The organism is Mesorhizobium sp. B2-5-4, assembly GCF_006441095.1.
In the GTDB taxonomy this organism is placed as follows: domain Bacteria; phylum Pseudomonadota; class Alphaproteobacteria; order Rhizobiales; family Rhizobiaceae; genus Mesorhizobium; species Mesorhizobium salmacidum.
The window spans coordinates 87053-109744 of record NZ_VFUR01000012.1 but is presented as its reverse complement, the minus strand read 5'-3'; the positions used below and the strand labels follow the sequence as shown (position 1 = coordinate 109744).

22 protein-coding genes are annotated in these 22692 nt (G+C 64.0%); 11 read left to right on the top strand and 11 right to left on the bottom strand.

The window, feature by feature from the left end:
• Nucleotides 1–3 precede the first annotated feature (3 nt).
• The 3 genes from FJ492_RS17015 to FJ492_RS17005 all read left to right on the top strand — a co-directional run bounded on the left by FJ492_RS17015 (nt 4) and on the right by FJ492_RS17005 (nt 3349).
• A complete protein-coding gene (locus FJ492_RS17015) occupies nt 4–426 on the top strand; it encodes a hypothetical protein (RefSeq protein WP_140714811.1) in 423 nt (140 codons plus the stop codon).
• 47 nt (nt 427–473) lie between these two features.
• Nucleotides 474–1733 (top strand): ABC transporter substrate-binding protein, encoded by a 1260-nt coding sequence (locus FJ492_RS17010; protein WP_027145087.1) that lies wholly within the window; start codon nt 474–476, stop codon nt 1731–1733.
• Nucleotides 1734–1945: 212 nt separating this feature from the next.
• Nucleotides 1946–3349 (top strand): FAD-binding oxidoreductase, encoded by a 1404-nt coding sequence (locus FJ492_RS17005; protein ID WP_140771050.1) that lies wholly within the window; start codon nt 1946–1948, stop codon nt 3347–3349.
• A gap of 17 nt (nt 3350–3366) precedes the next feature.
• Here FJ492_RS17005 and FJ492_RS17000 read toward each other — a convergent pair whose 3' ends face one another.
• The 8 genes from FJ492_RS17000 to FJ492_RS16965 form a co-directional block, all read right to left on the bottom strand.
• Nucleotides 3367–4167 carry an ABC transporter permease gene (locus tag FJ492_RS17000; RefSeq protein ID WP_140771047.1) on the bottom strand — a complete coding sequence of 267 codons (801 nt, stop codon included), beginning with the start codon at nt 4165–4167 and terminating at the stop codon, nt 3367–3369.
• A complete protein-coding gene (locus FJ492_RS16995; RefSeq protein ID WP_246676044.1) occupies nt 4164–4997 on the bottom strand; it encodes an ABC transporter permease in 834 nt (277 codons plus the stop codon). The genes FJ492_RS17000 and FJ492_RS16995 overlap by 4 nt, the downstream gene beginning before the upstream one ends.
• Before the next feature lie 35 nt (nt 4998–5032).
• The gene (locus tag FJ492_RS16990; protein WP_140771045.1) at nt 5033–6136 is read right to left on the bottom strand and encodes an ABC transporter ATP-binding protein; all 1104 of its coding nucleotides are present in this window, start codon (nt 6134–6136) and stop codon (nt 5033–5035) included.
• A 76-nt stretch (nt 6137–6212) separates the two neighbouring features.
• On the bottom strand, nt 6213–7238 hold the full coding sequence (locus FJ492_RS16985; RefSeq protein WP_140505693.1) for an ABC transporter substrate-binding protein: 1026 nt from the start codon (nt 7236–7238) through the stop codon (nt 6213–6215).
• A 52-nt stretch (nt 7239–7290) separates the two neighbouring features.
• Nucleotides 7291–8289, bottom strand: a complete 999-nt coding sequence (gene araD1 / locus FJ492_RS16980) for an AraD1 family protein (protein WP_140505691.1) — start codon at nt 8287–8289, stop codon at nt 7291–7293.
• 32 nt (nt 8290–8321) lie between these two features.
• Nucleotides 8322–9101 (bottom strand): SDR family oxidoreductase, encoded by a 780-nt coding sequence (locus FJ492_RS16975; protein WP_140505689.1) that lies wholly within the window; start codon nt 9099–9101, stop codon nt 8322–8324.
• Nucleotides 9102–9112: 11 nt separating this feature from the next.
• On the bottom strand, nt 9113–10840 hold the full coding sequence (locus tag FJ492_RS16970) for an IlvD/Edd family dehydratase (RefSeq protein ID WP_140505687.1): 1728 nt from the start codon (nt 10838–10840) through the stop codon (nt 9113–9115).
• Entirely contained in the window at nt 10837–11637 is an 801-nt protein-coding gene (locus FJ492_RS16965) for a FadR/GntR family transcriptional regulator (RefSeq protein WP_245262246.1), read from the bottom strand. Before FJ492_RS16965 ends, FJ492_RS16970 begins: the two co-directional genes overlap by 4 nt.
• 52 nt (nt 11638–11689) lie before the next feature.
• On the opposite strand from FJ492_RS16965, the gene FJ492_RS16960 reads away from it, so the two are divergent.
• Both FJ492_RS16960 and pcaD read left to right on the top strand, forming a co-directional pair.
• Nucleotides 11690–12619, top strand: a complete 930-nt coding sequence (locus FJ492_RS16960; RefSeq protein WP_140505685.1) for an aldose 1-epimerase — start codon at nt 11690–11692, stop codon at nt 12617–12619.
• A 254-nt stretch (nt 12620–12873) separates the two neighbouring features.
• Nucleotides 12874–13686, top strand: coding sequence for a 3-oxoadipate enol-lactonase (gene pcaD / locus FJ492_RS16950; protein WP_140771043.1), 813 nt, complete (start codon nt 12874–12876; stop codon nt 13684–13686).
• A gap of 86 nt (nt 13687–13772) precedes the next feature.
• On the opposite strand, the gene FJ492_RS16945 is transcribed toward pcaD, so the two are convergent.
• The 3 genes from FJ492_RS16945 to FJ492_RS16935 are packed head-to-tail and all read right to left on the bottom strand — an operon-like array spanning nt 13773 to nt 16846.
• Complete coding sequence (locus FJ492_RS16945; RefSeq protein ID WP_140714793.1) at nt 13773–14636, bottom strand: carbohydrate ABC transporter permease; 864 nt, start codon at nt 14634–14636, stop codon at nt 13773–13775.
• Nucleotides 14633–15523 carry a sugar ABC transporter permease gene (locus FJ492_RS16940; protein ID WP_140771041.1) on the bottom strand — a complete coding sequence of 297 codons (891 nt, stop codon included), beginning with the start codon at nt 15521–15523 and terminating at the stop codon, nt 14633–14635. The genes FJ492_RS16945 and FJ492_RS16940 overlap by 4 nt, the downstream gene beginning before the upstream one ends.
• A gap of 30 nt (nt 15524–15553) precedes the next feature.
• A complete protein-coding gene (locus FJ492_RS16935; protein ID WP_140771039.1) occupies nt 15554–16846 on the bottom strand; it encodes an extracellular solute-binding protein in 1293 nt (430 codons plus the stop codon).
• A gap of 324 nt (nt 16847–17170) precedes the next feature.
• On the opposite strand from FJ492_RS16935, the gene FJ492_RS16930 reads away from it, so the two are divergent.
• The 6 genes from FJ492_RS16930 to FJ492_RS16905 are packed head-to-tail and all read left to right on the top strand — an operon-like array spanning nt 17171 to nt 22653.
• Nucleotides 17171–18442, top strand: coding sequence for an extracellular solute-binding protein (locus FJ492_RS16930; RefSeq protein ID WP_140771037.1), 1272 nt, complete (start codon nt 17171–17173; stop codon nt 18440–18442).
• Between the two features lie 51 nt (nt 18443–18493).
• Complete coding sequence (locus tag FJ492_RS16925) at nt 18494–19426, top strand: sugar ABC transporter permease (RefSeq protein ID WP_140771035.1); 933 nt, start codon at nt 18494–18496, stop codon at nt 19424–19426.
• A 2-nt stretch (nt 19427–19428) separates the two neighbouring features.
• Nucleotides 19429–20277, top strand: coding sequence for a carbohydrate ABC transporter permease (locus tag FJ492_RS16920; RefSeq protein WP_246676043.1), 849 nt, complete (start codon nt 19429–19431; stop codon nt 20275–20277).
• Entirely contained in the window at nt 20274–21014 is a 741-nt protein-coding gene (locus tag FJ492_RS16915; protein ID WP_140714785.1) for a PIG-L family deacetylase, read from the top strand. Before FJ492_RS16920 ends, FJ492_RS16915 begins: the two co-directional genes overlap by 4 nt.
• Nucleotides 21011–21886 carry an ROK family protein gene (locus FJ492_RS16910; RefSeq protein ID WP_140771031.1) on the top strand — a complete coding sequence of 292 codons (876 nt, stop codon included), beginning with the start codon at nt 21011–21013 and terminating at the stop codon, nt 21884–21886. The genes FJ492_RS16915 and FJ492_RS16910 overlap by 4 nt, the downstream gene beginning before the upstream one ends.
• Nucleotides 21883–22653 carry a GntR family transcriptional regulator gene (locus FJ492_RS16905; protein ID WP_140771029.1) on the top strand — a complete coding sequence of 257 codons (771 nt, stop codon included), beginning with the start codon at nt 21883–21885 and terminating at the stop codon, nt 22651–22653. Before FJ492_RS16910 ends, FJ492_RS16905 begins: the two co-directional genes overlap by 4 nt.
• Nucleotides 22654–22692: the final 39 nt, after the last annotated feature.

Genomic DNA, 22692 nt, shown 5'->3' with positions numbered 1-22692 from the left:
ACCATGGACGACAAGTTGTTTTCGCAGGCCAGCGCCGAAGTCGTCGACCTGCATCGCTTTTTCGTCGACTGGTTCGTTGCCGCACGCGCTGACCAGGTGGATTTCGGCCGCTTCGAAGCCGTCATGGGCGAAGGCCTGACCATGATCGCACCAGGCGGCCAGATCCTCGACCGCGATGCCGTGATCGACCATGTGCGCTCCAGCCGCGCCACCTGCGACAACGGCTTCGCCATCTCGATCGAGGACATCCGGCCCGGCTGGCAGGCAGCCGGTACGATCGTCGTCCTCTATGTCGAGGCGCAGCTGCGCGCGGGCAAGCACAGCCGCCGCCAGTCGAGCGCGGTCTTCACCACCAGTTCATCGGCGCCCAACGGCGTCCAATGGCGGCATCTGCATGAAACCTGGCTGCAGGTGCCGGAACACTGAGACTTTCCAGACGTCAAATCAGTTCGTGTAACTCAAGGGGAACAACAATGAGAAAGACGATACTCCAGCTCACTACCGCTCTTGCTCTCGTCACGATTGCCAGTGCCGCACAGGCCGCCGACTGCAAGATCACCGTCGGCCTCGTCATGGAACTGACCGGCCCGGCCGGCGAATACGGCCAGGCCGGCGCCAAGTCGGTCGAGATGGCCTTCCGCGACATCAACGAAGCCGGCGGGGTACGCGGCTGCGATCTCGTTACCGACACGCGCGACAGCCAGAGCCAGGGCAACATCGCGGTCGACGCCGCCACCCAACTGGTTCAGGTCAAGAAAGTGCCTGTTATCATCGGTGGCATCATCTCCTCGGTGTCGATCCCGATCCTGACCTCGGTGACCGCGCCGGCCAAGATCGTCCAGGTCTCGCCGGCCTCATCCTCGCCGACGCTGACGACACTCGGTCGCGACGGCAAGACCAACGGCATCTTCTTCCGCACCATCACCTCGGACGCGCTGCAGGGCGTGGCCGCTGCCAAATACGCCGTCGACAAGGGTTTTAAGAAGCTGGCCATCATCCACGTCAACAACGACTTCGGCGTCAACATGGTGGCCGAATTCTCGCGTGCCTACAAAGCGCTCGGCGGCACCATCGTCTCCGACACGCCCTATAACGAGAAGCAGTCGAGCTATGCCTCGGAAGTCACCGCGGCGATGGCCGGCGAGCCGGATGGGCTGTACTTGGTCAGCACGCCCGTCGACGGCGCCACCATTGCCCGCACCTGGATCTCGCAGGGCGGCGTGCAGAAATTCCTGCTCAATGACGGCATGAACAGCCCTGATTTCATCGAGTCGGTTGGCGCCGATTATCTGAAGGACGCCTATGGCACGTCCTCTGGCACCAGCCCGACCGCCTCGACGGAGTATTTCACCAAGAACTACAAGGCGTTTTCCGGGATCGAACCGACAAACCCCGCGGCCGACCGCTCCTATGATGCCGGTGCCATTGTCGGGCTCGCCATCGCGATTGCTGGCTCCGAGGACCCGGCCAAGATCAAGGACGCGATGTACAAGGCGGTCGATCCGGCCGGCACGCCGATCTATGCCGGCAAGGAAGAATTCGCCAAGGCGCTCGGCCTAATCAAGGACGGCAAGCCGATCCGCTATGAAGGCGTTATCGGTCCGGTCGCCTTCGACAAGTTTGGCGACATCACCGGTCCGTTCCGGCTGTGGAAAATTGCCGACGGCAAAGTGACCACCGACGGCGAAATGACCACCGACGACGTCAACGCGCTGCAGGCCAAGCTTCAGTAAACCGCGCGGTCCTTCCGGCATCAATCTCAGCTCTCGCGATTGATGCCGGTATCGCCTAAGGCAGGCCGATATCGCTTGCACGGCATGCTATCACGAATAGGATCGGCGGGCTGCAATCTGGGAATGGCGAGCGTATTGGATAAGGATATTCATCGGGCCACCCGGTCGTTGGATGCTGACGATGCGCCTTGTCGCGCAGGCGCCTGAGCCCGATGTCGCCTGAGACACAACAGCTTCTCTCCGCGCTTGGCGACAGGCTGGGCGCGGGCGGCGTGCTCGCCGGCTCCGACGTCGACCAGCGCTACCGCGACGATCCCGACGGCAAGCTCGGCGCGCTTACCGAAGCCGTGCTGCGCCCGCTCGACACCGAGGGTGTCGCGGCAGCACTCGCCGCGTGCAACGCTCTTCGCCAGCCGGTCGTCATCCAGGGCGGCCGCACCGGGCTGGCCGGTGGCGCGCGCGTTCAACCGGGCGAGATCGTGCTGTCCCTGGAGCGCATGACCGGCCTTGCCGCGCCGGATCGTCAAGCCGCCACGATCGTTGTCGAAGCCGGCGCAACGTTGCAGGCCGTGCAGGAGGCTGCCGATGGCGCCGGTCTGATGTTCGGCGTCGATATCGGCGCGCGCGGCTCGGCCACGGTCGGCGGCAACATCGCCACCAATGCCGGCGGCATCCGCGTGCTGCGCTACGGCATGTACCGCGCACAGGTGCTGGGACTGGAGGCCGTGCTTGCCGACGGCAGCGTTCTGACGTCGCTCAAAGGCTTGCCCAAGGACAATTCCGGCTACGACCTCGGCCAGCTCTTCATCGGCGCGGAGGGGACGCTCGGCGTCGTCACCCGCGCCGCGCTCAAACTGCACCCGAAGCCCGCATCCGAAGTGAACGCCTTCTGCGCGCTGCCTTCGCTCGATGCGGCGATCGCGTTGCTTGCGCTGCTCCGGCAAAAGCTCGGCCCGTTGTTATCAGCCTATGAGGTCAACTTCGCGCCGCTCTATGACATCATGGTCGCCAGCATGACCATGCCGGCGCCGTTGCCTCCCGGCTCACCCGTCTATGTGCTGGCCGAAATCCAGGGCAGCGAGCCCGAACGCGACGGCGAGCGCTTCGCCGAGGTGCTGATGCAGGCGGTCGAGGACGGCGTCGTCGACGATGTGGTCGTCTCGCAGTCACCGCGCGAGTTCCGCGCGCTCTGGGATGTGCGCGAGGATGCCAACCGCGTCCTGTTTTCGATGAAAGGCCTGATCGGCGTCGACATCAGCATCTCGCTGGCGCGCATGGCAACCTTCCTGCAGGAAGCCGATGCCGCCATCCATGCCGTCGATCCCGGCGCCGACATCTATGTCTTCGGCCATCTCGGCGACGGCAACCTGCACTATCAGGTCCTGACGATGGATCCGGCGTCGGCCTACGGTATCATCTATCGCGGCGTGGCGGCGGCCGGAGGCGGCGTGTCGGCCGAGCACGGCATAGGCCTCGACAAGAAGCAGTGGCTGCATCTGGTGCGCAGCGACGCCGAGATCGCCACGATGCGGCGGCTGAAGGCGGCGCTCGATCCGAACAACATTCTCAATCCAGGTCGCGTCTTCGATCTCAACCCAGCTGCATCTGCCGGATGATCATCCTGGCTTAAACCTCAGTTCCGTTCAGTCGCCATCTGCTTGGGAATGAGAAAACGGGCGGCGAGCACGCAGAGCAGGACGGTGAACATCAGGATCAGCGCCACCAGCGCGTTGATGTCGGGCGAGAAGCCAAGCCGCATCATCGCCCACAGCCTGACCGGCAGCGTGCTTTGCGTTCCGGTGACCAGGATGGTGATCATGGTTTCGTCGAACGACAGCGCGAAGGCCAGGATGGCGCCGCCGACCATGGCGCTCGACAGGTTCGGCAGGATGATGCGCCAGAAGGTCTGCCAGCCGCTGGCGCCGAGATCGTAGGATGCTTCGACGAGCGTGCGGCTCATCGACTGCAGCCGCATCAGCACGGTGCGATAGACGATCGCCAGCACGAAGACGGTGTGGCCGATGACGACGGTCAGCAGCGAGCGCTCGAGGCCGATCTCGCGGAAGAAGATCAGCAGCGCCAGGCCGCTGATGATCGGTGGCATCAGGAATGGCAGGAAGACGATGAACTGCAGAACCGAACGTCCCGAGCGGCGGCCGTGATAGTAGAGCGCCAGCAGCGTTCCACTGACCACCGACAGCACGACGGTACAGACGCCGACGATCAACGTGGTGCGCAGGGCGGCCAGGATGTCATGGTTCCCCGCCAGCGCCACATAGGTCGCAAGGGTGGGTGACGACCAGTCGACATCGCCATGTGAAATGGTGAAGAACGACGACACGATCGGCACGAAGAGCGGGCTGTAGAGCAGCACCGCGACCAGCGCCGTGATCGCGGCCAGGAAGATGGTGGACGGCCGGGGTAGCGCGCTCATACCGACGTTCCCCGGCTGCGTCCGAACCGTTCGCCCATGAGAATGGCGGCGATCACCACGATCGCAAGCGCCACCGACAGCGCCGCGCCGAACGGCCAGTTATAGGCCGTGCCGAACTGGCTGTAGAGGATGCGGCCGAAGGTGAAGCCGCTGATCCCGCCGACCATCTGCGGCGTCAGGAAATCGCCGATCGCCAGCACGAAGACGAAGCTCGCCGCCGAGGCGACGCCGGGCAGGCTGAGCGGCAAGGTGATGCGCAGGAACGTCTGCAGGCCACTCGCGCCAAGGTCGTCCGAGGCACGCAGCAAGGTCTGCGGGATCCGCTCCAGCGACAGGAAGATCGGCAGGATGGCGAACGGGATCAAAAGCAGGCTCAGCGTCAAAAGGATGGCGTTCATGTTGAACACGAAAAGCGTCGACGGCTGATCCAGGATGCCGAGCGCCACCAGCGCCTTGTTGAGGAAGCCGTTGAGGCCGAGGATGCTGCGGATTGCGTAGATCTTGATGACGTAGCTCATCAGCAGTGGCACCAGCAGCAGCATCAGCAAGGCATAGCGCCACCGTCCCTTCAGCGTCGTCAGGAAATAGGCCGCGGGGTAGGCGAGCAGGATGCAGATCACCGCCACCGACACGCACAGCACGATGGTGTTCCAGAACACCGGCAGAAAGATCGGGTCGGTGACGAACCTGACATAGTTGCCGAGTGTCGGCGCGTAGACGATCGTGCCCTGGTCGACGCTGAAGAAACTGTAGACCAGGAAGATTGCCAGCGGCAGGAGGACGAAGATCACCGGCAGCGCGAAGGCCAGCACTGTGACCAACTGTGACAATCGCCGTTCCGCCGCGTGTGTCGAGCCGGCTCCGCTCATGCCAGCACCAGATGGCCTTCATGCGGCGCAAAGCAGAGCGAGACCGTCTCGCCTGACTTGAGCGCGCTGCCGTCGATCCGGCTCGGCATGCGCAACCGCAGGCGTTGCGCTGCATCGTCCGCCCCCGCCATGATCGTGGCGACTGTCGACGAGCCGGCAAAGGCCAGCTCGGCGATGCGGCCGGAAAAGCGGTTGTCGCCATCATTGGCATCCGCAAGACGCAAGGCTTCAGGACGGAACGCCGCGAAGGCGTTGGCGCCGTCGGGGGCGGCCTTCAGATGCGGCTGGTCGTCGATCGAGCAGACCAGGCGTCCAAGGGCCGTCTCGATCGGACGCTGCCCGCCCTGCACGGGACCGAGCCTTCCGGCCACCAGATTGTTCTCACCAAAGAAGCGCGCCACGAACTCGCAATTCGGCTTGTAGTAGAGCTCGTGCGGCGTGCCGAGCTGACGGATATGGCCGGCCTGCATGACGCAGATCCGATCGGCCATGCCGATCGCTTCCTCCTGGTCATGAGTGACGAACAGGAAGGTGGTCTTGATCTCGCGCTGGATGGATTTCAGGAATTCCTGCATCTGCCGGCGCAATTCGAGATCGAGTGCCGCGAGCGGCTCGTCGAGCAGGATCAGGCGCGGCTGGCAGATCAGCGCCCGGGCGAGCGCGACGCGCTGGCGCTGGCCGCCCGAAAGCTGCGCCGGGAAGCGCTCGGCAAAGCGGCCGAGCTGTACCAGCTCGAGGGCTTCTCCGACACGGCGCGCGATCTCCTTGCGCTTGAGATGGCGCACCGAAAGCCCATAGCCGACATTGCCGGAAACCGTCATGTGCGGGAACAGCGCATAGTCCTGGAACACGGTGTTGAACGGCCGCCGGTTGATCGGCATGCGGCTGATGTCCTGGCCGTCCAGCTGGATCTCGCCCGAGCTCAACGGCTCCAGCCCGCCGATCAGCCGCAGGACCGTGGTCTTGCCCGAGCCTGACGGTCCAAGAACGGTGAGGAACTCACCGTCCCGGATCGACAGGTCGATATCGTGCAGCACGGGAACCGTGCCGTAGGATTTCGAGACGGACCGCAGCGTCAAGAGGTCGGTGTTCTGGCTCATGGGATATTCTCGCATACGCTTCGGCGGTCCGGAACGTCCGGACCGCCGGGTCCTTCGAGGTCAGGTGCGGAAGGGATCAGGGCGTCGCCTTGACCTCGTTCCACATGTCCGAACGCTTGAGCGGGTCCTCGACATTGTTGAGCCAGACCAGCTTGTCATTGCCGCCGGCGCTGCTCGTCTCGACCACGGTGTTGCCGAATCCGGTACGCTCGGAAAGCTCGCCGCCGATCTTCTTGCTCAGCATGAAGTCGATCCACTTCTCGGCCGCCGCATTGTCGCGGACGCCCTTGGAGATCACCCAATTGTCGAGCCAGGCAAGCGCCCCTTCGCTCGGATTGACGTAGGCGACATGAGCGCCGATCTTCTGCAGCGCCTTGACCTGCTGCTGGCCGTAATTGGCCCAGATCAGCGCAACGTCATTGTTCTGGTAGATCTGCTGGGCCTCGTCGGCGGTGGTGTAGAAGCTCAGCACATTGCGCTTGAGTTCGACCAGCTTGGCCTTGACCGCCGCCATCTGCTCCTCATTGAGGTTGAACGGATCCTTGTAGCCGAGCGTCAGCGCGGTGAACGAGAAATTGTGCTCACCATTGTCATAGGCGAGGATCTTGCCCTTGTAGGCCGGATCCCACAGGACCGACATCGAGGTCGGCGCCGGCTTGACCTTGTCGGTGTCGTAGATCAGCCCGATGGAATCGAAGCAGAACGGAATGCCGTAGACCTTGCCGTCCTTGGTGTCGCCGCTGACCTGGGACAGATCGCGGAAGCGCGGCAGCACGTCCTTCTGGTTCGCCAGCTTGGTGATGTCGATCGGCGATACCAGATCGGCCTTGATGTAGCGCTGCAGCTGGGCGGTGTTGACGGCGAAGACATCGAAGTCCTGCCCTTCGCTACCTTTGATCTTGGCCCAGATCTCGTCATCGCTGCCGATGAAGACGACATCGACGCCGATGCCGGTGGCGGCGGTGAAGTCCTTCACCCAGTCCGGGTCGGCATAGCCGTCCCAGGCCAGCACGCGCAGGTTCGCGGCGAGCGCCGCCGATGTCATCAGGCCGATGCCGAGCCCGATGGTCGCTAGTCTCATAAACGCTTTCTTCAGTCCCATTTTAATCTCCCATTGTCGTTCTGGTGGACCGTAATTTCCGGGGCTGTCGCCGTCACAGCCGGGTGACGGCGACCAGTCCCTCGTCCGGCACCGACACCATCCGGTTGCGCAGCGGCTTGCCGAATGCCTGTGCCTGGATTTCATATTCGTCGCCGGAAGCCGTCTTGACGCCGGAGGCGTAGCTCATCACCGCGGCACCGAAGAAATAGGCGTGCAGGTCGCCCGCCCTGCGGTGCATCGGGTAGCGGAAATGGAAATGTTCGAGATTGGCGATCGAGTGCGACATGTGCGCTTCACCCGACAGGAACTCCTGTTCCCAGATAACAGTGCCGTCGCGCAGAATGCGGGAATGGCCGCGCACTTCTTCGGGCAGGTCGCCGATCAAAAGTTCCGGGCCGATCGAGCAGGAGCGGAGTTTTGAGTGGGCGAGATAGAGGTAGTTCTCGGCCTCCGTCACATGGTCGGAATATTCATTACCCAGCGCATAGCCGATGCGGTAGGGGCGGCCGTCCGGCCCATTGAGGTAGAGCCCGACGATCTCGGCCTCTTCTGCGCCAGCTTTCGCGAATGCGGGCATCGGCAGATCGGCGCCGGGCGGCACGACACAGGTGCCGACACCCTTGAAGAACCATTCGGGCTGGATTCCGATCTTGCCGGCACCGGGCTTGCCGCCCTCCAGGCCCATGCGGAAGATCTTCAGCGAGTCCGATTCCTCGGCGTCCTCGCCGTGGGTCAGCACGTGCATCTTGTCGCGCGCGGCGGCACTTCCGGTGTGGGTCAGGCCGGTGCCGGTGACCAGGAACCGCGCCGGTTCCGGGTGGTCGACGGGAGCGAGCACGCAACCTTCGCGCAGCAGTTCGCCATAGTCGACCGTGGCCGCACCTGTCCGCTTCTCGATCAGCGACGCGATGGACGCGCCCTCGGCGATCGCCGCTTCGGCGAGTTCCAGCACGGTGCTGGTCTTGTCGAGTGGATGCAGGCGATTGCCGTCATCGGAGACGCGGCCGACCCGCCTGCCGCCATCGATCGTTGTGTACTGAACCAGACGCATGAAATACCCTTCTTCCCTTGAGACTGTACCGGTCACACCCAGCCCGCATCGACGATGAACTGCTGGCTCGTGCACATGCGGCTGTCGTCGGCGGCAAGGAACAGTGCCATGCGCGCGATATCGGAAGGCTGCAGCCGGTCGGGCAGGCACTGCCGCTCCGCGATCTGGCGTTCGCCGGCCGGGTTCAGCCACAGCCGCATCTGGCGCTCTGTCATGACCCAGCCAGGCACCATGCAATTGACGCGGATGCGCTCGGGGCCGAGTTCGCGGGCAAGCGCCCGCGTCATACCATAGACAGCGGCCTTCGCGGTGACATAGGCCGGACAATCGGGATCGCCGACCATCCAGGTGATGGAGCCGAAATTGATGATCGAGCCGCCGCCATGCGCGCTCATCTGCGGACGCACCGCCTGGGCCGCGAAGAACTGATGGCGCAGATTGACCGCCATGCGGTCATCCCAATATGCCACAGTCACATCCTTGGTCTGATGGCGGTCGTCATTACCGGCATTGTTGCACAGCGCCTGGATCGGGCCGTTGTGCCGCGCCGCCTGCGCGGTGGCGGCCTGCAGATCTTCGACATTGCGCAGGTCGCAGGGAATGAACAGTGGGGCGGGATGTCCTTCGGTTGCGATCGCATCGACCAGACGTCGTGAAGGCTCCTGCGCCAGGTCGACGAAGGCGACGCGGCTGCCTTGGGCGCAGAAATGGCGCACCAGGCTCTCGCCGATGCCACTGCCGCCCCCGGTTATGAACACGCTGCGGCCCTTGAGGCTGGGGTAAGTCGCGTAGCTGCCGATCTGATCCGTCATCACGCGCCTCTCTAATGGGAATGCCGGGGGATGCCGGCGTCGCGCCGACCGACGAGAAAGTCGAAATCGCAACCCTTGTCGGCCTGCAGCACGCGCTCGACATAGAGGCTCTGGTAGCCACCCTGCGGCGGGGCCGGGGGCTTCCAGTCGCGGCGGCGGATCGCCAGTTCCTCATCCGAGACCAGCAGCTCCAACCGGCGGCCGGCAACATCGAGCTCGATGAGATCGCCGTCGCGCACCAGCGCCAGCGTGCCGCCTGCCGCCGCCTCGGGCGCCACATGCAGCACCACCGTGCCGTAAGCCGTGCCGCTCATGCGCGCGTCCGAAATGCGCACCATGTCGGAGACGCCTTCCCTGAGCAGCTTGGCCGGCAGCGGCATGTTGCCGACCTCGGCCATCCCGGGATAACCGCGCGGTCCGCAATTCTTAAGCACCATCACCGAAGACGCATCGATATCCAGCTCCGGATCGTCGATGCGGGCGTAGTAATGCTCGATGTTCTCGAAGACGACGGCCTTGCCGCGATGCTGCATCAGCTCAGGCGTTGCCGCCGACGGCTTGATGACCGCCCCATTGGGCGCCAGATTGCCGCGCAGGATCGAGATGCCTCCCTCCTTGGTCAGCGGCTCGCTCAGCGGCCGGATGACTTCACGGTTGTAGTTTGGCGCGCCATCGATCAGTTCACCGATGGTCTTGGCGCTGACGGTCATGGCGTCGCGATGAAGAAGCCCCACTTCATCAAGCGACGCCATGACCGCCGCTAGCCCCCCGGCATAGTAGAAATCTTCCATCAGGAACCGGCCCGACGGCATCAGGTCGACGATGGTCGGAACGTCGCGGCCAAGGCGGTCCCAGTCATCGAGGCCGAGATCGACACCGACCCGGTTGGCGATGGCGATCAGATGCAGCACCGCATTGGTCGAGCCGCCGATCGCGCCGTTGACGCGAATGGCGTTTTCGAAGGCCTCCCTGGTCAAGATCTGCGAAATCGTCACGTCCCGGTGGACTAGGTCGACGATCTGCCGTCCGGCCAGTTGGGCGAGCACGCCACGGCGCGAATCAACCGCCGGGATCGCCGCATTGTCCGGCATGCCGATGCCGAGCGCCTCCACCATGCTGGCCATCGTCGAGGCTGTGCCCATCGTCATGCAACTGCCCGCCGACCGGCTCTGGCCCTGCTCGGCCGCGAGGAAGTCGGAGATCGGCATGCGGCCGGCCTTGACCTCCTCGGCGAATTTCCAGACATGCGTCCCCGAGCCGATATCCTGTCCGCGGAACTTGCCGTTGAGCATTGGCCCACCAGAGACGGCGATGGTCGGCAGATTGCACGAGGCAGCCCCCATCAGCAGCGCCGGCGTGGTCTTGTCGCAGCCGACCAGCAGGATGACGCCGTCAATCGGATTGCCACGGATGGATTCCTCGACATCCATGCTGGCCAGGTTGCGGAACAGCATGGCCGTGGGGCGCATGTTGCTTTCGCCCAGCGACATCACGGGGAACTCCAGCGGCAGGCCGCCGGCTTCATAGACACCACGCTTGACGTGATCGGCCAGCGCCCGCAGGTGGGCATTGCACGGGGTCAGTTCCGACCAGGTGTTGCAGATGCCGATCACCGGGCGGCCGTCGAAAGCATCTGCCGGGATGCCCTGGTTCTTCATCCAGCTGCGATGCATGAAGGCGTTCTTGCCTTGCCCGCCGAACCAGGCTTCGGACCGCAGTTTGCGCTTGGTCTCGGTCACGATTGCAGGCCCCGATCGTTGCGGCGTTTGTTGCGGTTCTCGACGCTGCGGCGCACGTCATCCTCGGCATTGTCGATGAGCACCAGCAGCGCCTTTTGCGCGCCCGCGGCGTCGCCGGCGGCGATCTTCTCGGCCACTTCCCGGTGCAGCGGCAAGGAGTGGCGCTGGCCCTCAGGATTGTCGTTGGAGAGGCGAAAGCTCATTACCAATGCGGTCTCGACCAGCGCCGCCAGCGAGCCGATCAGCTCGTTGCCGGTCATGCGCAGAATGGTCTGGTGGAACAGAAGGTCAGGCTTGGCGAAGCGGTCGCCGTCGTCGCTGACTGCTTCCATTTCGGTGAGCGCGGCATGGATCTCGGCGACCTGCACCGGTGTGGCGCGCTGGGCGGCAAGGGCCGCCGACATCGGCTCGATGGCGCGGCGCAATTCGAACAATGCCCGGACATCGTCGGCGCTGACACCGCCAGCATAGCGCCATGACAGGACGTCGGGATCGAGGAAATTCCAGTCCGCGCGCGGACGCACCCGTGTGCCGGTCTTCGGCCGCGATTCCACCAGCCCCTTGCCGGCCAGCACCTTGATCGCCTCGCGCAGCACCGTGCGGCTGACCCCCAGCATCTCGCTGGAATCATCGGCATTCGGCAGGGCTTCGCCGGGCAGGAAATCGCCTTGCACGATGCGCAAGCCGATCTGCTCGACCACCGTCGCGTGCAGCGCGGTGGAACCGCTGGAAACCGCCACGGCAACCCGTGACGTGCGCGCAGTGCTGAATGATTTTCTATTCTTCATACTATTCATATGATATGTCTTATAGCCATGGCGGTTGGAGTCAAGGGATTGGGGAGTGCCGATGACAAAGAAATCCGCAGCCGTTGCCGCGCAACGCACGGAGCTGGTCTCGATCACTGACGGCATCGCGACGGTCGAAATTGCTCCGGCAGCCGGCGGAGCACTGGCGTCGTATCGGTGGTGGCAAAATGGTTCAGCCGTGGATTGGCTACGCCCGGCCGATCCAGCGGCGATCAGCCGTCGCGATGCCGGCGCCATGGCTTGCTTTCCGCTTGTGCCCTATTCCAATCGGATCAGGGGTGGCCGCTTCGAATTCGCGGGGCGCCCCATTCGACTCCCGACGGGTCCGGACGATCCACATCATGAGCACGGCCATGGCTGGCGTCACCCGTGGACGGTCGTGAGCCATGAAGCGAGCATGGTCGTCCTGCGCTATCGCCACGCCGCCGATTCCTGGCCATGGAGCTATGAAGCCGAGCAGAAGATCTCTCTGGCAGGCGGCAGGCTTTGCATGACCATTGCGGTGCGCAACCTGTCGGACGCGCCGATGCCGGTCGGCTTCGGCCTCCATCCCTGCTTTCCGGCGACACCGTGGACGCATGTCCAGGCCCGGGTATCAGGCATGTGGGAAACCGATACGGAGGTCCTGCCCATCCGGCATGTCCCGCCGCCTGCAGGCGCCGATCCATCCATCGGCTTTGACGTATCGGAAGTGGACTTCGACACGGTCTTCACCGGGTGGGCGCGCCACGCCCGGATTTCTTGGCCCGAACGTGGACGGCAGCTGGATATCGAGGCGGAGGCGCCGCTCGATTTCCTCGTCCTCTACACCCCGCCCGGCGAGCCGTTCTTTTGCGCCGAGCCGGTCAGCAACATCACCGACGCCTTCAACCGGATGGACCACGAGGATGTCAGCACCGGCTGCATCGTGCTGGCGCCCGGCCAAAGGCGATCCGCCAGCGTTCGCTTCACGCCGTCATTGGCGGTTTGATCTTCCTTGTCAGCCGCAAGACGACGCCGGAGCCCTTGATGCCGCCAAATGGCATCTGTGCTTCATCTCCGACCGCCGCTCGCGACCTCGCCGGCTGAAATGATCACACCGCATGGCTCTGCCGCATGAAGGCGCGGCCGAATGATTCCGAGACCGTCTCGATCTCGGTGGCCGGCGCGGTCATGCCGTTGGTGCAAAATATCATTTTGCCGAACCAAATGCCTTGTGCAATGTGGAAATGGAGGATCGAAATCGTGCCATTCGTCACCCTTGGCGGCGTCACGCTGCATCACCGGTATGTCGAGGCGAACGGCAGGACGCCACCGCTGGTCTTCATCAATTCGCTCGGCACCGACTTCCGCATCTGGGACGAGGTCGTTGCGCTTCTGGCCGGCGAGATGCCTCTGCTCGTCTATGACAAGCGAGGTCACGGGCTTTCCGACAATGGCACCGGCGTACGCTCGATTGACGACCATTCCGACGATCTGAGCGCCCTCATCGACCATTTCGGTTTCAACGAGGTTGTCCTGGTCGGCCTGTCGGTTGGCGGCATGGTCGCGCAACGCCTCTACGCCCGCCGGCCCGAAATCGTCCACGCCCTGGTCCTCAGCGATACGGCCCACAAGATCGGCACTGCCGAGAGCTGGAACAGCCGCATTGCGACCATCGAGCGCGACGGCATCGAGGCGATCGCCGATGGCGTGATGAAAGTGTGGTTCACGCCGGATTTCCATGCCGCGCGCGCCGCCGATCTTGCCGGCTGCCGCAACATGCTGATCAGACAGGCACTGCCCGGCTATATCGGAACCTGCATGGCGGTCCGCGATGCCGACTTCACCGACGCGGCATGCCGCATCATCGTGCCGACGCTCTGCACCGTCGGCGACCAGGATGGCTCCACGCCTCCCGATCTCGTCCGTTCGCTGGCCGCTCTGATCCCCGGCGCGCGTTTCGAGATCATCCGCGACGCCGGACATATTCCTTGCGTCGAACAACCTGAAGCGCTGGTCGCGCTGATCCGAGATTTCATCGCATCGCTTGCCCCTGGAGCACAAACCCATGGATGAAAGCCCGGCAACGCAGCCAGATATCGTGCCGACCTTGCGGTGCGCCGTGCTAAAACCGGTATCCACTTTTTGGGATCATGCTTTAGCTATCCCTTGATGGCCGAGCCGACGATGGAATCGACGAAGAAGCGCTGCAGGAAGACGAACAGGATGAGCGGCGGCAGTACGGCCAGCGTCGCGCCGGCCATCACCAGCCCGGTGTTGACAGCGCCCCGGTTGTAGCTCAACAGCCGGCTGAGGCTGATGACGATCGGATAGGCATCGGCATTGCCCTGCAGCACGGTCAGCGGCCACAGATAGCTGTTCCAGTGATAGACGAAGGCGAAGAGGGCCAGTGCGGCGATCGCCGGAGCGACGCTGGGCGCGACGATCTTGTAGAGGATCAGCAGCTCCGAGGCGCCGTCCATGCGCGCGGCGTCGATCAGATCGTCGGGCACGCCTGCAATGAACTGGCGCATCAGGAAGATGCCGAAGGCATTGGCGAGGTTAGGCACGATGATGCCGGCGAGGCTGGCATTGAGGCCGATCGAGCCGACGAGCCGGTAGAGCGGGATCAGCGTCACGATCGGCGGCAGGAACATTGTTGCGATCAGCACCGAAAACAAAAGCGAGCGGGCAGGGAAGTGGTATTTGGCGAAGGCGTAACCGGCCATCATGGAGGTGATGAGGATACCGGCCGTGGTGATCGATGCGATGACCAAGGAATTCCACATCGAGCGGCCGACATTGACCACGCCGGAGACCTTTTCATAGGCATCGAGGCTCGGCGTATGCGGGATCCAGACCGGCGGCACCTGCATGCTCTCGGCCGGGGTTTTCAGGCTGGACAGCACCATCCACACCAGCGGGAAGGCGGATGCAACGGCGACGAGCAGCATCAGCGTGGCCAGCAGCGCCTTGCGGCCGGAGGGGCGTCTACGCGCAAACCAGCTCGACGATCCCGCGCTCATTCCTGGTCCTTCCGGTTGGCGAGTGCGAAGAGTGCGCAGACGACGACGATCAGCGACAGCATCAGCATGACAGCCATGGCTGAACCCAGCCCGCCCTGCGCGCGTTCGATACCAACGCGGCGGATGTGATAGGTCAAGACATTGGTCGAGCCGACTGGCCCGCCCTGTGTGATCAGCGCCACGGGCTCGAACACCTGCACAGCGTTGATGATGGAGATGACGGCGCTGAACAAAAGCGTGCGCCGCATCAGCGGCAAGGTGATGAAGCGGAACTGCTCGAAGCGATTGGCGCCGTCGAGCTTCGCCGCCTCGTAGAGGCTGCCGGGTATCTGCGTCAGGCCGGCGATCGCCAGCACGGTGAAATAACCGACCTGCTGCCAGACGTTGAGGAAGACGATCGAGATCAGCGCCGAGCGCGGCGACGACAAGAAGGGTTGCGGTCCGACGCCGACCAGGCCAAGCATCTGGTTGAGCGGCCCCTCGCTCGGCGAATAGAGCTTCGACCAGACCAGCGCCACCGCGATCATCGGCACCATATAGGTGGAGAACAGCACCGTCCTCAGCTCCGTGCCGCCAGCGACATCGTGCTGGTAAACCATCAGGCCGAAGGCTACCGAGAGCGGCAGGATCAGGATGACGGATAGTGCGGTATAAATAGCGGTGTTGGTCAACGCGCACTTGAAGTCGCGTCCGACCGAGGTCGGCCCAAAGATCTCGCGGAAATTGTCGAGGCCGATGAAGCTCGCACTGGAAAACGGCGTTTGCGTCGACCAGTCCTGGAAGGACAGCCAGACGGTGAGCAGCATCGGCAGCAGGATGAATATGCCGATCAGCGTCACGGCGGGCGTAAGCATGATGCCCGCCGAGGCACGGTACCTCTGGATCATTACGTTCTGATCATTACTTGGCTCTGATGACTACTTGGCGGCGCGTTCCAGGATCGAAGTGGCGTCGGCCTGCGCCGTCGCCTGCGCATCCTTGGCCGAGACCTGGCCATACTGCAACGCCTCGATCGTCTGCTGTAGGGATTCCGAGAATTCCTGTCCGCCCGGCACCACCGGGAAGGGTTTTGCATCGGCGAGCACGCTGACATAGCCGGACAGGAATTCCGAGCCGAGCTTGTCCTTGTGCGCTTCGATGTCGGAGGTGCGCGACGGCAGGATGCCCATCGACATCAAGATATCGGACATCGCCGAAGCGCCGCTCTTGCCGGATTTCGGATTGTTGAGCCAGGCGAGGAATTCCCATGCCGCCTTCTGCTCGGCCTGGCCCGCATTGGCATTGACCACGGTCATCCAGGAATAGGAAATCGAATGTGGCTGGTCGCCGCTCGGGCCGACCGGGATAGGTGCCGTGGCGATGTCGGTGAACTTGTCGCCCATGCCGGTCTTCAGCGCGCTCTCCCACCAGTTGGCCATGATGATCATGCCGGTCTTGCCGGAGACGAAATTGTCGAGGAATGGCCCGGTGGTGTTGGCGTCGGCCGTCGCCATCGCCGGCACGCTGGCGCCGGACTTCACGAGGTCTTCATAAAGCTGGAACGTCTCGCCGGCCTGCTTGCTGTCCAGCACTGGCTTGCCGTCCTTGATCAGCTCGCCGCCGTTGGAAACCAGCAGCGAGGCGAAGGGATGGACGACGCCGGCCGCCCATGAATTGATCATGCCGAACCCCTGCTGGCCGGCATCCTTGTTGGTCAGCTTTTTCGCCGCATCCTTGAACTCGTCCCAGGTCTTTGGTGGAGCGGCGATGCCCGCCTGCTTGAACAGCGCCTTGTTGTAGTTCAGCGCATAGACGTCGATTTCGTTGGGAATTCCGTAGAGCTTGCCGCCGACCGAAGCGGCACTGACGACGCCCGCCGGCCAGGCGCCCTTGACTTCGCTCGCCACCGCCTCAGGGGCAGGCGCGACCAGCTTGTCGCGGGCGAGTTCCGGCAGCCAGAGATCGTAGATACCGCCGATCGTCGGGCCGTCCGCGTTACCGCCTTGGGAGCGAAGCGTGGTCAGGAGATCTCCAAACGGAACGGCGCGCACGGTGACGCTGACATCCGGATTGGTCTTGGCATAGCCGTTGGCCGCCGCCTCCAGCAACGCCACCGTCTCGGGCGACCAGTGCGTCAGGTAGGAGATGTTGACCGATTGCGCCCAGCCGGTGGTCGGCAGGATGGCAAGGCCCGCGGCCAGTGCCAGTTTCGACATCCAGGCAAACGACATCCTCACCCTCCATTTGAGCATAGCGACCACGATGACGTTATGACAACATGAAGCGGTGGCGCAAGGCCCTGTTTGCGAAAAAGCTGCTTGCAGAATCGACGCGAGATCTTCTTGTGCTCCTGGAATATTAATTTTATCTGTTCAGAACAGCAAGTTAAACAGATTTTGTGGGTCGGGAACTCGACGGTTCTGCCCTATTGAGAAAAGGCCGCCTCTTGCGAACAACGCTATGTCGTTATAATGACTTGATCGAACGAATGACTCTCTTGCGGCATCGAAGCGCCGCGAGACGCCAAAGACAGGGAAGAAACGGGAGAACTGGCAATGAGCATGCTTTCAATTCACCGGCGCGCCGCGCTTGGGCTGATCGGCGGCCTTGCCGCCGCTTGCGCGGGTACCTTCATCACCCTGCCGGCGTGGGCCGACAGCACGGTGACGCTGTGGAGTTGGCGCACCGAGGACGAGGCCGCGATGCGTCGCATCTTCGATGCCTTCGAGGCCAAGAACCCGGGCATCAAGGTCGACATTCAGTTCACGCCGGACGCCGATTACCAGAACCGGCTGAGCACCGCGCTGCGCGGTGGTCGCGGGCCCGATATTGCCCAGCTAAAAGCCTATGGCGAGTTGCAGCCCTTCGTCGATGCCGGCTATCTCGACGCGCTCGACGACGGCGTGCCGGAATTGAAGAACATGCCGGATGCCGCCCTTGGCGGCGCGCGCGGGCGCACCGACGGCAAGCTCTACGGCGTGCCTTATTCGGTGCCGATGATGGGCGTGTTCTACAATCAGGATATCTTTGCCGCGCAAGGCATCGAGATCCCCAAGACCTACAAGGATTTCGTCGCCGCCTGCGGCAAGCTGAAGGCGGCCGGCATTACCCCGATCGCAACCGGCGGCGCCAATGGCTCCGCTTGGGAGCTGGAGATCGGCGTCGGCGTCATTGGCCCGACCGTCTACGGCCCTGATTTCTACGACGAGATGATGACCGGCAAGGCGACCTTCGACGATCCGCGCTATGTCGCGGCGCTGAAGCGCTTCGCCGAGCTGAAGCCCTATTTCCCGGACGGCTTCGCCGGCATCGACTACACCACGGCCACGCAGCAGTTCATCGGCGGCAAGGCGGCGATGTTCCTCGGTGGGTCCTTTGAGAACGGCAGCTTTAAGGCGCAGAACCCGAAGCTGAAATTCTCGATCTTCCCGTTCCCAGCCGACGATGCCGGGGCAAAGCTCTACACGTCGGCCTTCTCGGACGGCTCCTATGGTCTCGTCTCCGAGAGTCAAAACAAGGAGGCCGCGATCAAGGTGCTGGGCTTCATGGCTTCGGCCGAATTCGCGCAGATGTTCGCCGATGAGCTCGGTTGGCCGCCGGCCCGCACCGACGTCACCGTGAAGGATCCGGTGCTGGCGCAGATGATGGAAATGTCGAAGAACTCGACGCCCTATCTGACGCTGGTCGGCTTCCGCTGGCAGTCGCCGACGGCGTCCTCTGTGTTGCAGTCGGAGATCATCGACATGGTCGAGGGCAACATCGCGCCGGAGAAGCTGGCCGCCGATATGCAGGCCGCCGTCGCCACCTGGTTCAAGCCGAAGCAGTGAGGAGCCAGGCCGGTCGCATCGCGGCCGGCCTCTCGCCGGACAGAACAACGCATGACCAATTTTCACCGCCCAAGCAGCCTGAAACGCACGCAGCAGCGCATGGCCGTGCTTTTCATCTTGCCGGCGCTGGCCGTCTACACGCTCTTCGTCCTCTATCCGCTGGCGATGTCGCTGTGGGGCAGCTTCTTCATCTGGAAGGGCCTGCGCATGATCGAATTCGCCGGCCTGTCGAATTTTTCGCGCCTGTTTGTCTTTCCCAGCGGTGCGCGGCTCTATGGCGCGCTGTGGCACAATACCGCCTGGTTTTTCGGCATCATGCTCTTCCAGAATGGCATCGGCCTTTTGTTCGCCTGGCTGCTGTTCCTGCGCGACAGGGGAGCGGCCTTCTTCCAGTCGGTGTTTTTCTTTCCGGCGGTTCTGAGCCCCGTCATCGTCGGGGCGCTGTGGCGCCTGCTTCTGGCGCCGGGCGGCGTCGTCGAATGGGCGCTGAACGGGCTCGGCCTCCATCAGGGCAGCCTCACCGTGCTCGGCAACAGCCACACCGCGCTTGGAGTGCTGATCGCCGTCGACGCCTGGAACTGGATGGGCCTGCCGGTGCTGATCTACACGGCGGGCCTGCGGCAGATTTCCGGCCAGATCTTCGAGGCGGCGAAGCTCGACGGCGCCGGCAATGCGCGCATGCTGTTTTCCGTCGCGCTGCCGCTTTTGATGCCGGCGCTCGGCACGCTGACGACGCTGTCGTTCATCAACACCTTCAACCAGTTCGACATCGTCTATGTGATGCAAGGCGTGCAGGGCAATCCGAGCTATTCGACCGACACGCTGGTGACCTATTTCTACCGGCTGGCCTTCGGCGCCGAGGGCGCTGTCGGTATCACTGATATAGGTCTGGCGCTGGCCTTGGGCACCGTGCTGTTCCTGATCCTCAGCATCGGCACGCTGCTGATGCTGCGCTTCTTCGATCGCCGCACGGTGCAGCTATGAGCGTGCCGGCGATCCCATACAGGACGTTTCCGCCAAGACTGGCGCGGCTGCCGGGTTGGACCGTGCTGGCCATTTGGACAGCGGCGGTTCTGCTGCCGCTCTACATTCTCGTCGTCTCCTGCTTCAAGACCACGGCCGAAATCTACGACAACAGGCTCGGCCTGCCGCAAAGTTGGGCTTTCGACAATTTCGTCCGGGCGTGGACGCGCGCCGATCTCGGCCACAATTTCATCAACAGCCTGATCGTCACCGCCGGCGCGGTCATTCTCACCATCGTCGTCTCGGCGATGGCTGCCTATCCGCTCAGCCGCTACAAGCTCGGCTGGAACGCCATCATGCTCGGCCTGTTCCTGTCGGGCATCATGCTGCCGATCAGATTGGCCTCTGTCGAGTTGTTCACCTTGATGCGCAACCTCGGCCTGTTGGACTCCCTGACGGGCCTGATCCTCGTCTATTCGGCGATCCGCATTCCCTTCGCGGTCTTCATCTTCGCCAACTTCATGCGCGTGCTGCCCTCCGAACTCGATGAGGCGGCGCGCATGGACGGCGCCGGCGAGGTCCGCATCCTGTTCCAGATCATCCTGCCGATGGTGAAGCCGGCGGTCTCGATCGTCGCCATCTTCACGGTGATCGCCGTGTGGAACGACTTCTTCTTCCCGCTGATCTTCATTTTCGACGACCGCTACAAGACTGTGCCGCTGGCGATCAGCGTCTTCATCGGCCAATTCCGCACCGACTGGGGCCTGGTGTTCGCCTCGCTGGCAATCTCCATGGCGCCCATCCTGATCATGTATTGTCTGCTCGCCCGCCAGATTCGCGAGGGCGTCGGTGCCGGGGGAGGCATGAAATGATCGAGGACAGGATCTACGCCGCAAGCTCCATCCTCGTTGTCGGCGCGCACGCCTTCGATGCCGAGGTGATCGCCGGGCCGCTGGCCGCCGCCGCCGTCAAGCGCGGTGCCACGGTGACCTTCCTGCACCTGACCATGGGCGAGCAGGGGCATCCCTGTCTCATCCCCGCGCATTATTGCGTGCAGAAGGAAGAGGAAGCGGGCAGGGCGGCTGAGCGGCTTGGTGTCAAGGTACGCAGCCTCGGCCTGCGCGACGCCTTCCTGCCGTCGGACGACGAGACGGCGCTCGAGGTATGCGACATCATTCGCGAACTCAAACCAGAGATCGTCATTACCCATTGGCACGGCAGCTGGCACAAGGACCATCGCGCCGCCGCGCATCTGACGCAGACCGGCATCTTCTACGCTGCCCTGCCGACCGTTGCCAGCGACCACGCGGCGCACACGCCGCAACTGCTCCTGTTCGGCGAGAACTGGGAGGACGATGACGGTTTTCGGCCCGAGCATCTCGTCGATGTCAGCGATGGCTTCGAGGCCTGGAGCGAGGCGGTCGAGGAATACGAGCTGGCGCGGGGCCTCAGCAGCTTTCCCTATGTCGATTACTACAGCGCGCTCTACCGGCTGCGCGGCTGCCTGCGCGGTACGCGTTACGCACAAGGCTTCGCGACGGCGTCGCATTCGTGGAATGCCGGCAGCGGCCTGTTCGCGCCGCCGTTCGGCAAAGGGCCTGGCCGATGACGCGGGTTCTGGCCATCGATCTCGGCGGCACCAATCTGCGCGCCGCCGTCTTCACCGGCGACATCGGTGCGCTGGACATGCCGAGCCGCGAGCCGGCGCCGGCCAGTCTTGATGCGTTCGTCGCCCGCGTCCAGGCCCTGCGCGCCGAGGCTGGGGCGATCGAGGCGTTCGGCATCGCGGTGCCCGGGCTTGTCGAAGGTGCCGTCTGCCGCTGGATCCCGAACCTGCCGTTTCTCGACGGCGTCGACATCCAGGCCTTGTTTCCAGGCCTGCCCGTGGCGCTCGGCAACGACGCGCAGATCGCGCTGTTGGCGGAAGTCGTCGAGGGCGCGGCCAAGGGCATGTCGGATGCGATCCTGCTCGCCATCGGCACCGGCATCGGCTCGGCGGTGCTGGCCAACGGCCGCATAGTTGCCGGCGCGCATGGCGGCGCCTGTTCGTTCGGCTGGGCCTGCGCCGACATCAAGGATCATGGCGAGGAGCGCAGTGGCTGGCTGGAGCGCGTCGCCTCGGGCCGGGCACTCGATGCGCTTGCCGCCCAGATTGGCCTCGCCGATGGCCGCCAGCTGATCGCCGCCGCCCAAGGCGGGGAACTCGCCGCGCAGACCTTGCTGGAAGTGCCGGCGCGGCGGCTCGGCACCGCGCTTGCCGGCGCTGTGGCGCTGCTCGATCCGCAGGCGGTTCTGATTTCGGGAGGACTGGCCGAGGCGCTGGACGTGATCCGACCACCGCTGCTTGCCGCGCTGCGGCGCCAGTTGCCGTCGCATCTGCGTGGCATCGAGGTTCGGTCCGGCCGGTTCGGCCCGGGCGCCGGCCTTATCGGCGCGGCATTGGCTGGTCGCGCGGGGAAAGAGTGGAGACAGGTGCGATGAGCCAAGCGAGTTTTCAGCAGCCGGACCGCAGACGGCCGGAGCCGCTCTGGTATCAGGTCGAGGAGGCGATCCGCGCCATCGTCAAGAGCGGCGAATGGGCGACCGGCGACCAGATCCCGGCCGAAGACCGGCTGTGTGCCCTGTTCGGTGTCAGCCGCATCACTTTGCGCCACGCCCTGCGCAATCTGGAGGAAGGCGGCCTGCTCAGGCGCGAGCATGGCCGCGGCACCTTCGTGCGCTCCACCACGCTGGTGGCCGGCACCCGCGAGCTGACCAGCTTCACCCAGGAAATGGGCAATATGGGTGTGGTCGCCGGCTCGCGCCTGCTCGACTGCGGCCTGACATCAGCCAATGCGGCTGCCGCCGGCGCGCTGGAGATCGAGGAGGGCGATCCGGTGGTGCGCATCAGGCGTCTCAGGTTGGGCAACAACGAGCCGATCGGCATCCAGACGGCGCAGCTTTCGGCCGCGCGCGTGCCGGGCTTCCTCGACGCCGGCCTGCTGCAGGGTTCGCTCTACGAGGCGCTGGAGCGTCACTACGGCATTGTGCCGGCGGCCGCGCGGGAAAATTACCGCGTCGGCGCGGTTGGGGCGGCGGATGCCGAACTGCTCGACCTGCCCGCCGGCAGCCCCGCCTTCATCGTCGAGCGCATCACGACCGATGAGCGCGGCCCGTTCGAATTCACCATCTCCATCATGCGCGGCGACCGCTACGAAATCCGCTCGACGCTGCGCGCCGGGCGCGTCCCGTCCAATCCGCGAAGCTGATCCACCCTCCCGAGCAGACCTTTAAACAGGAGTACCCAC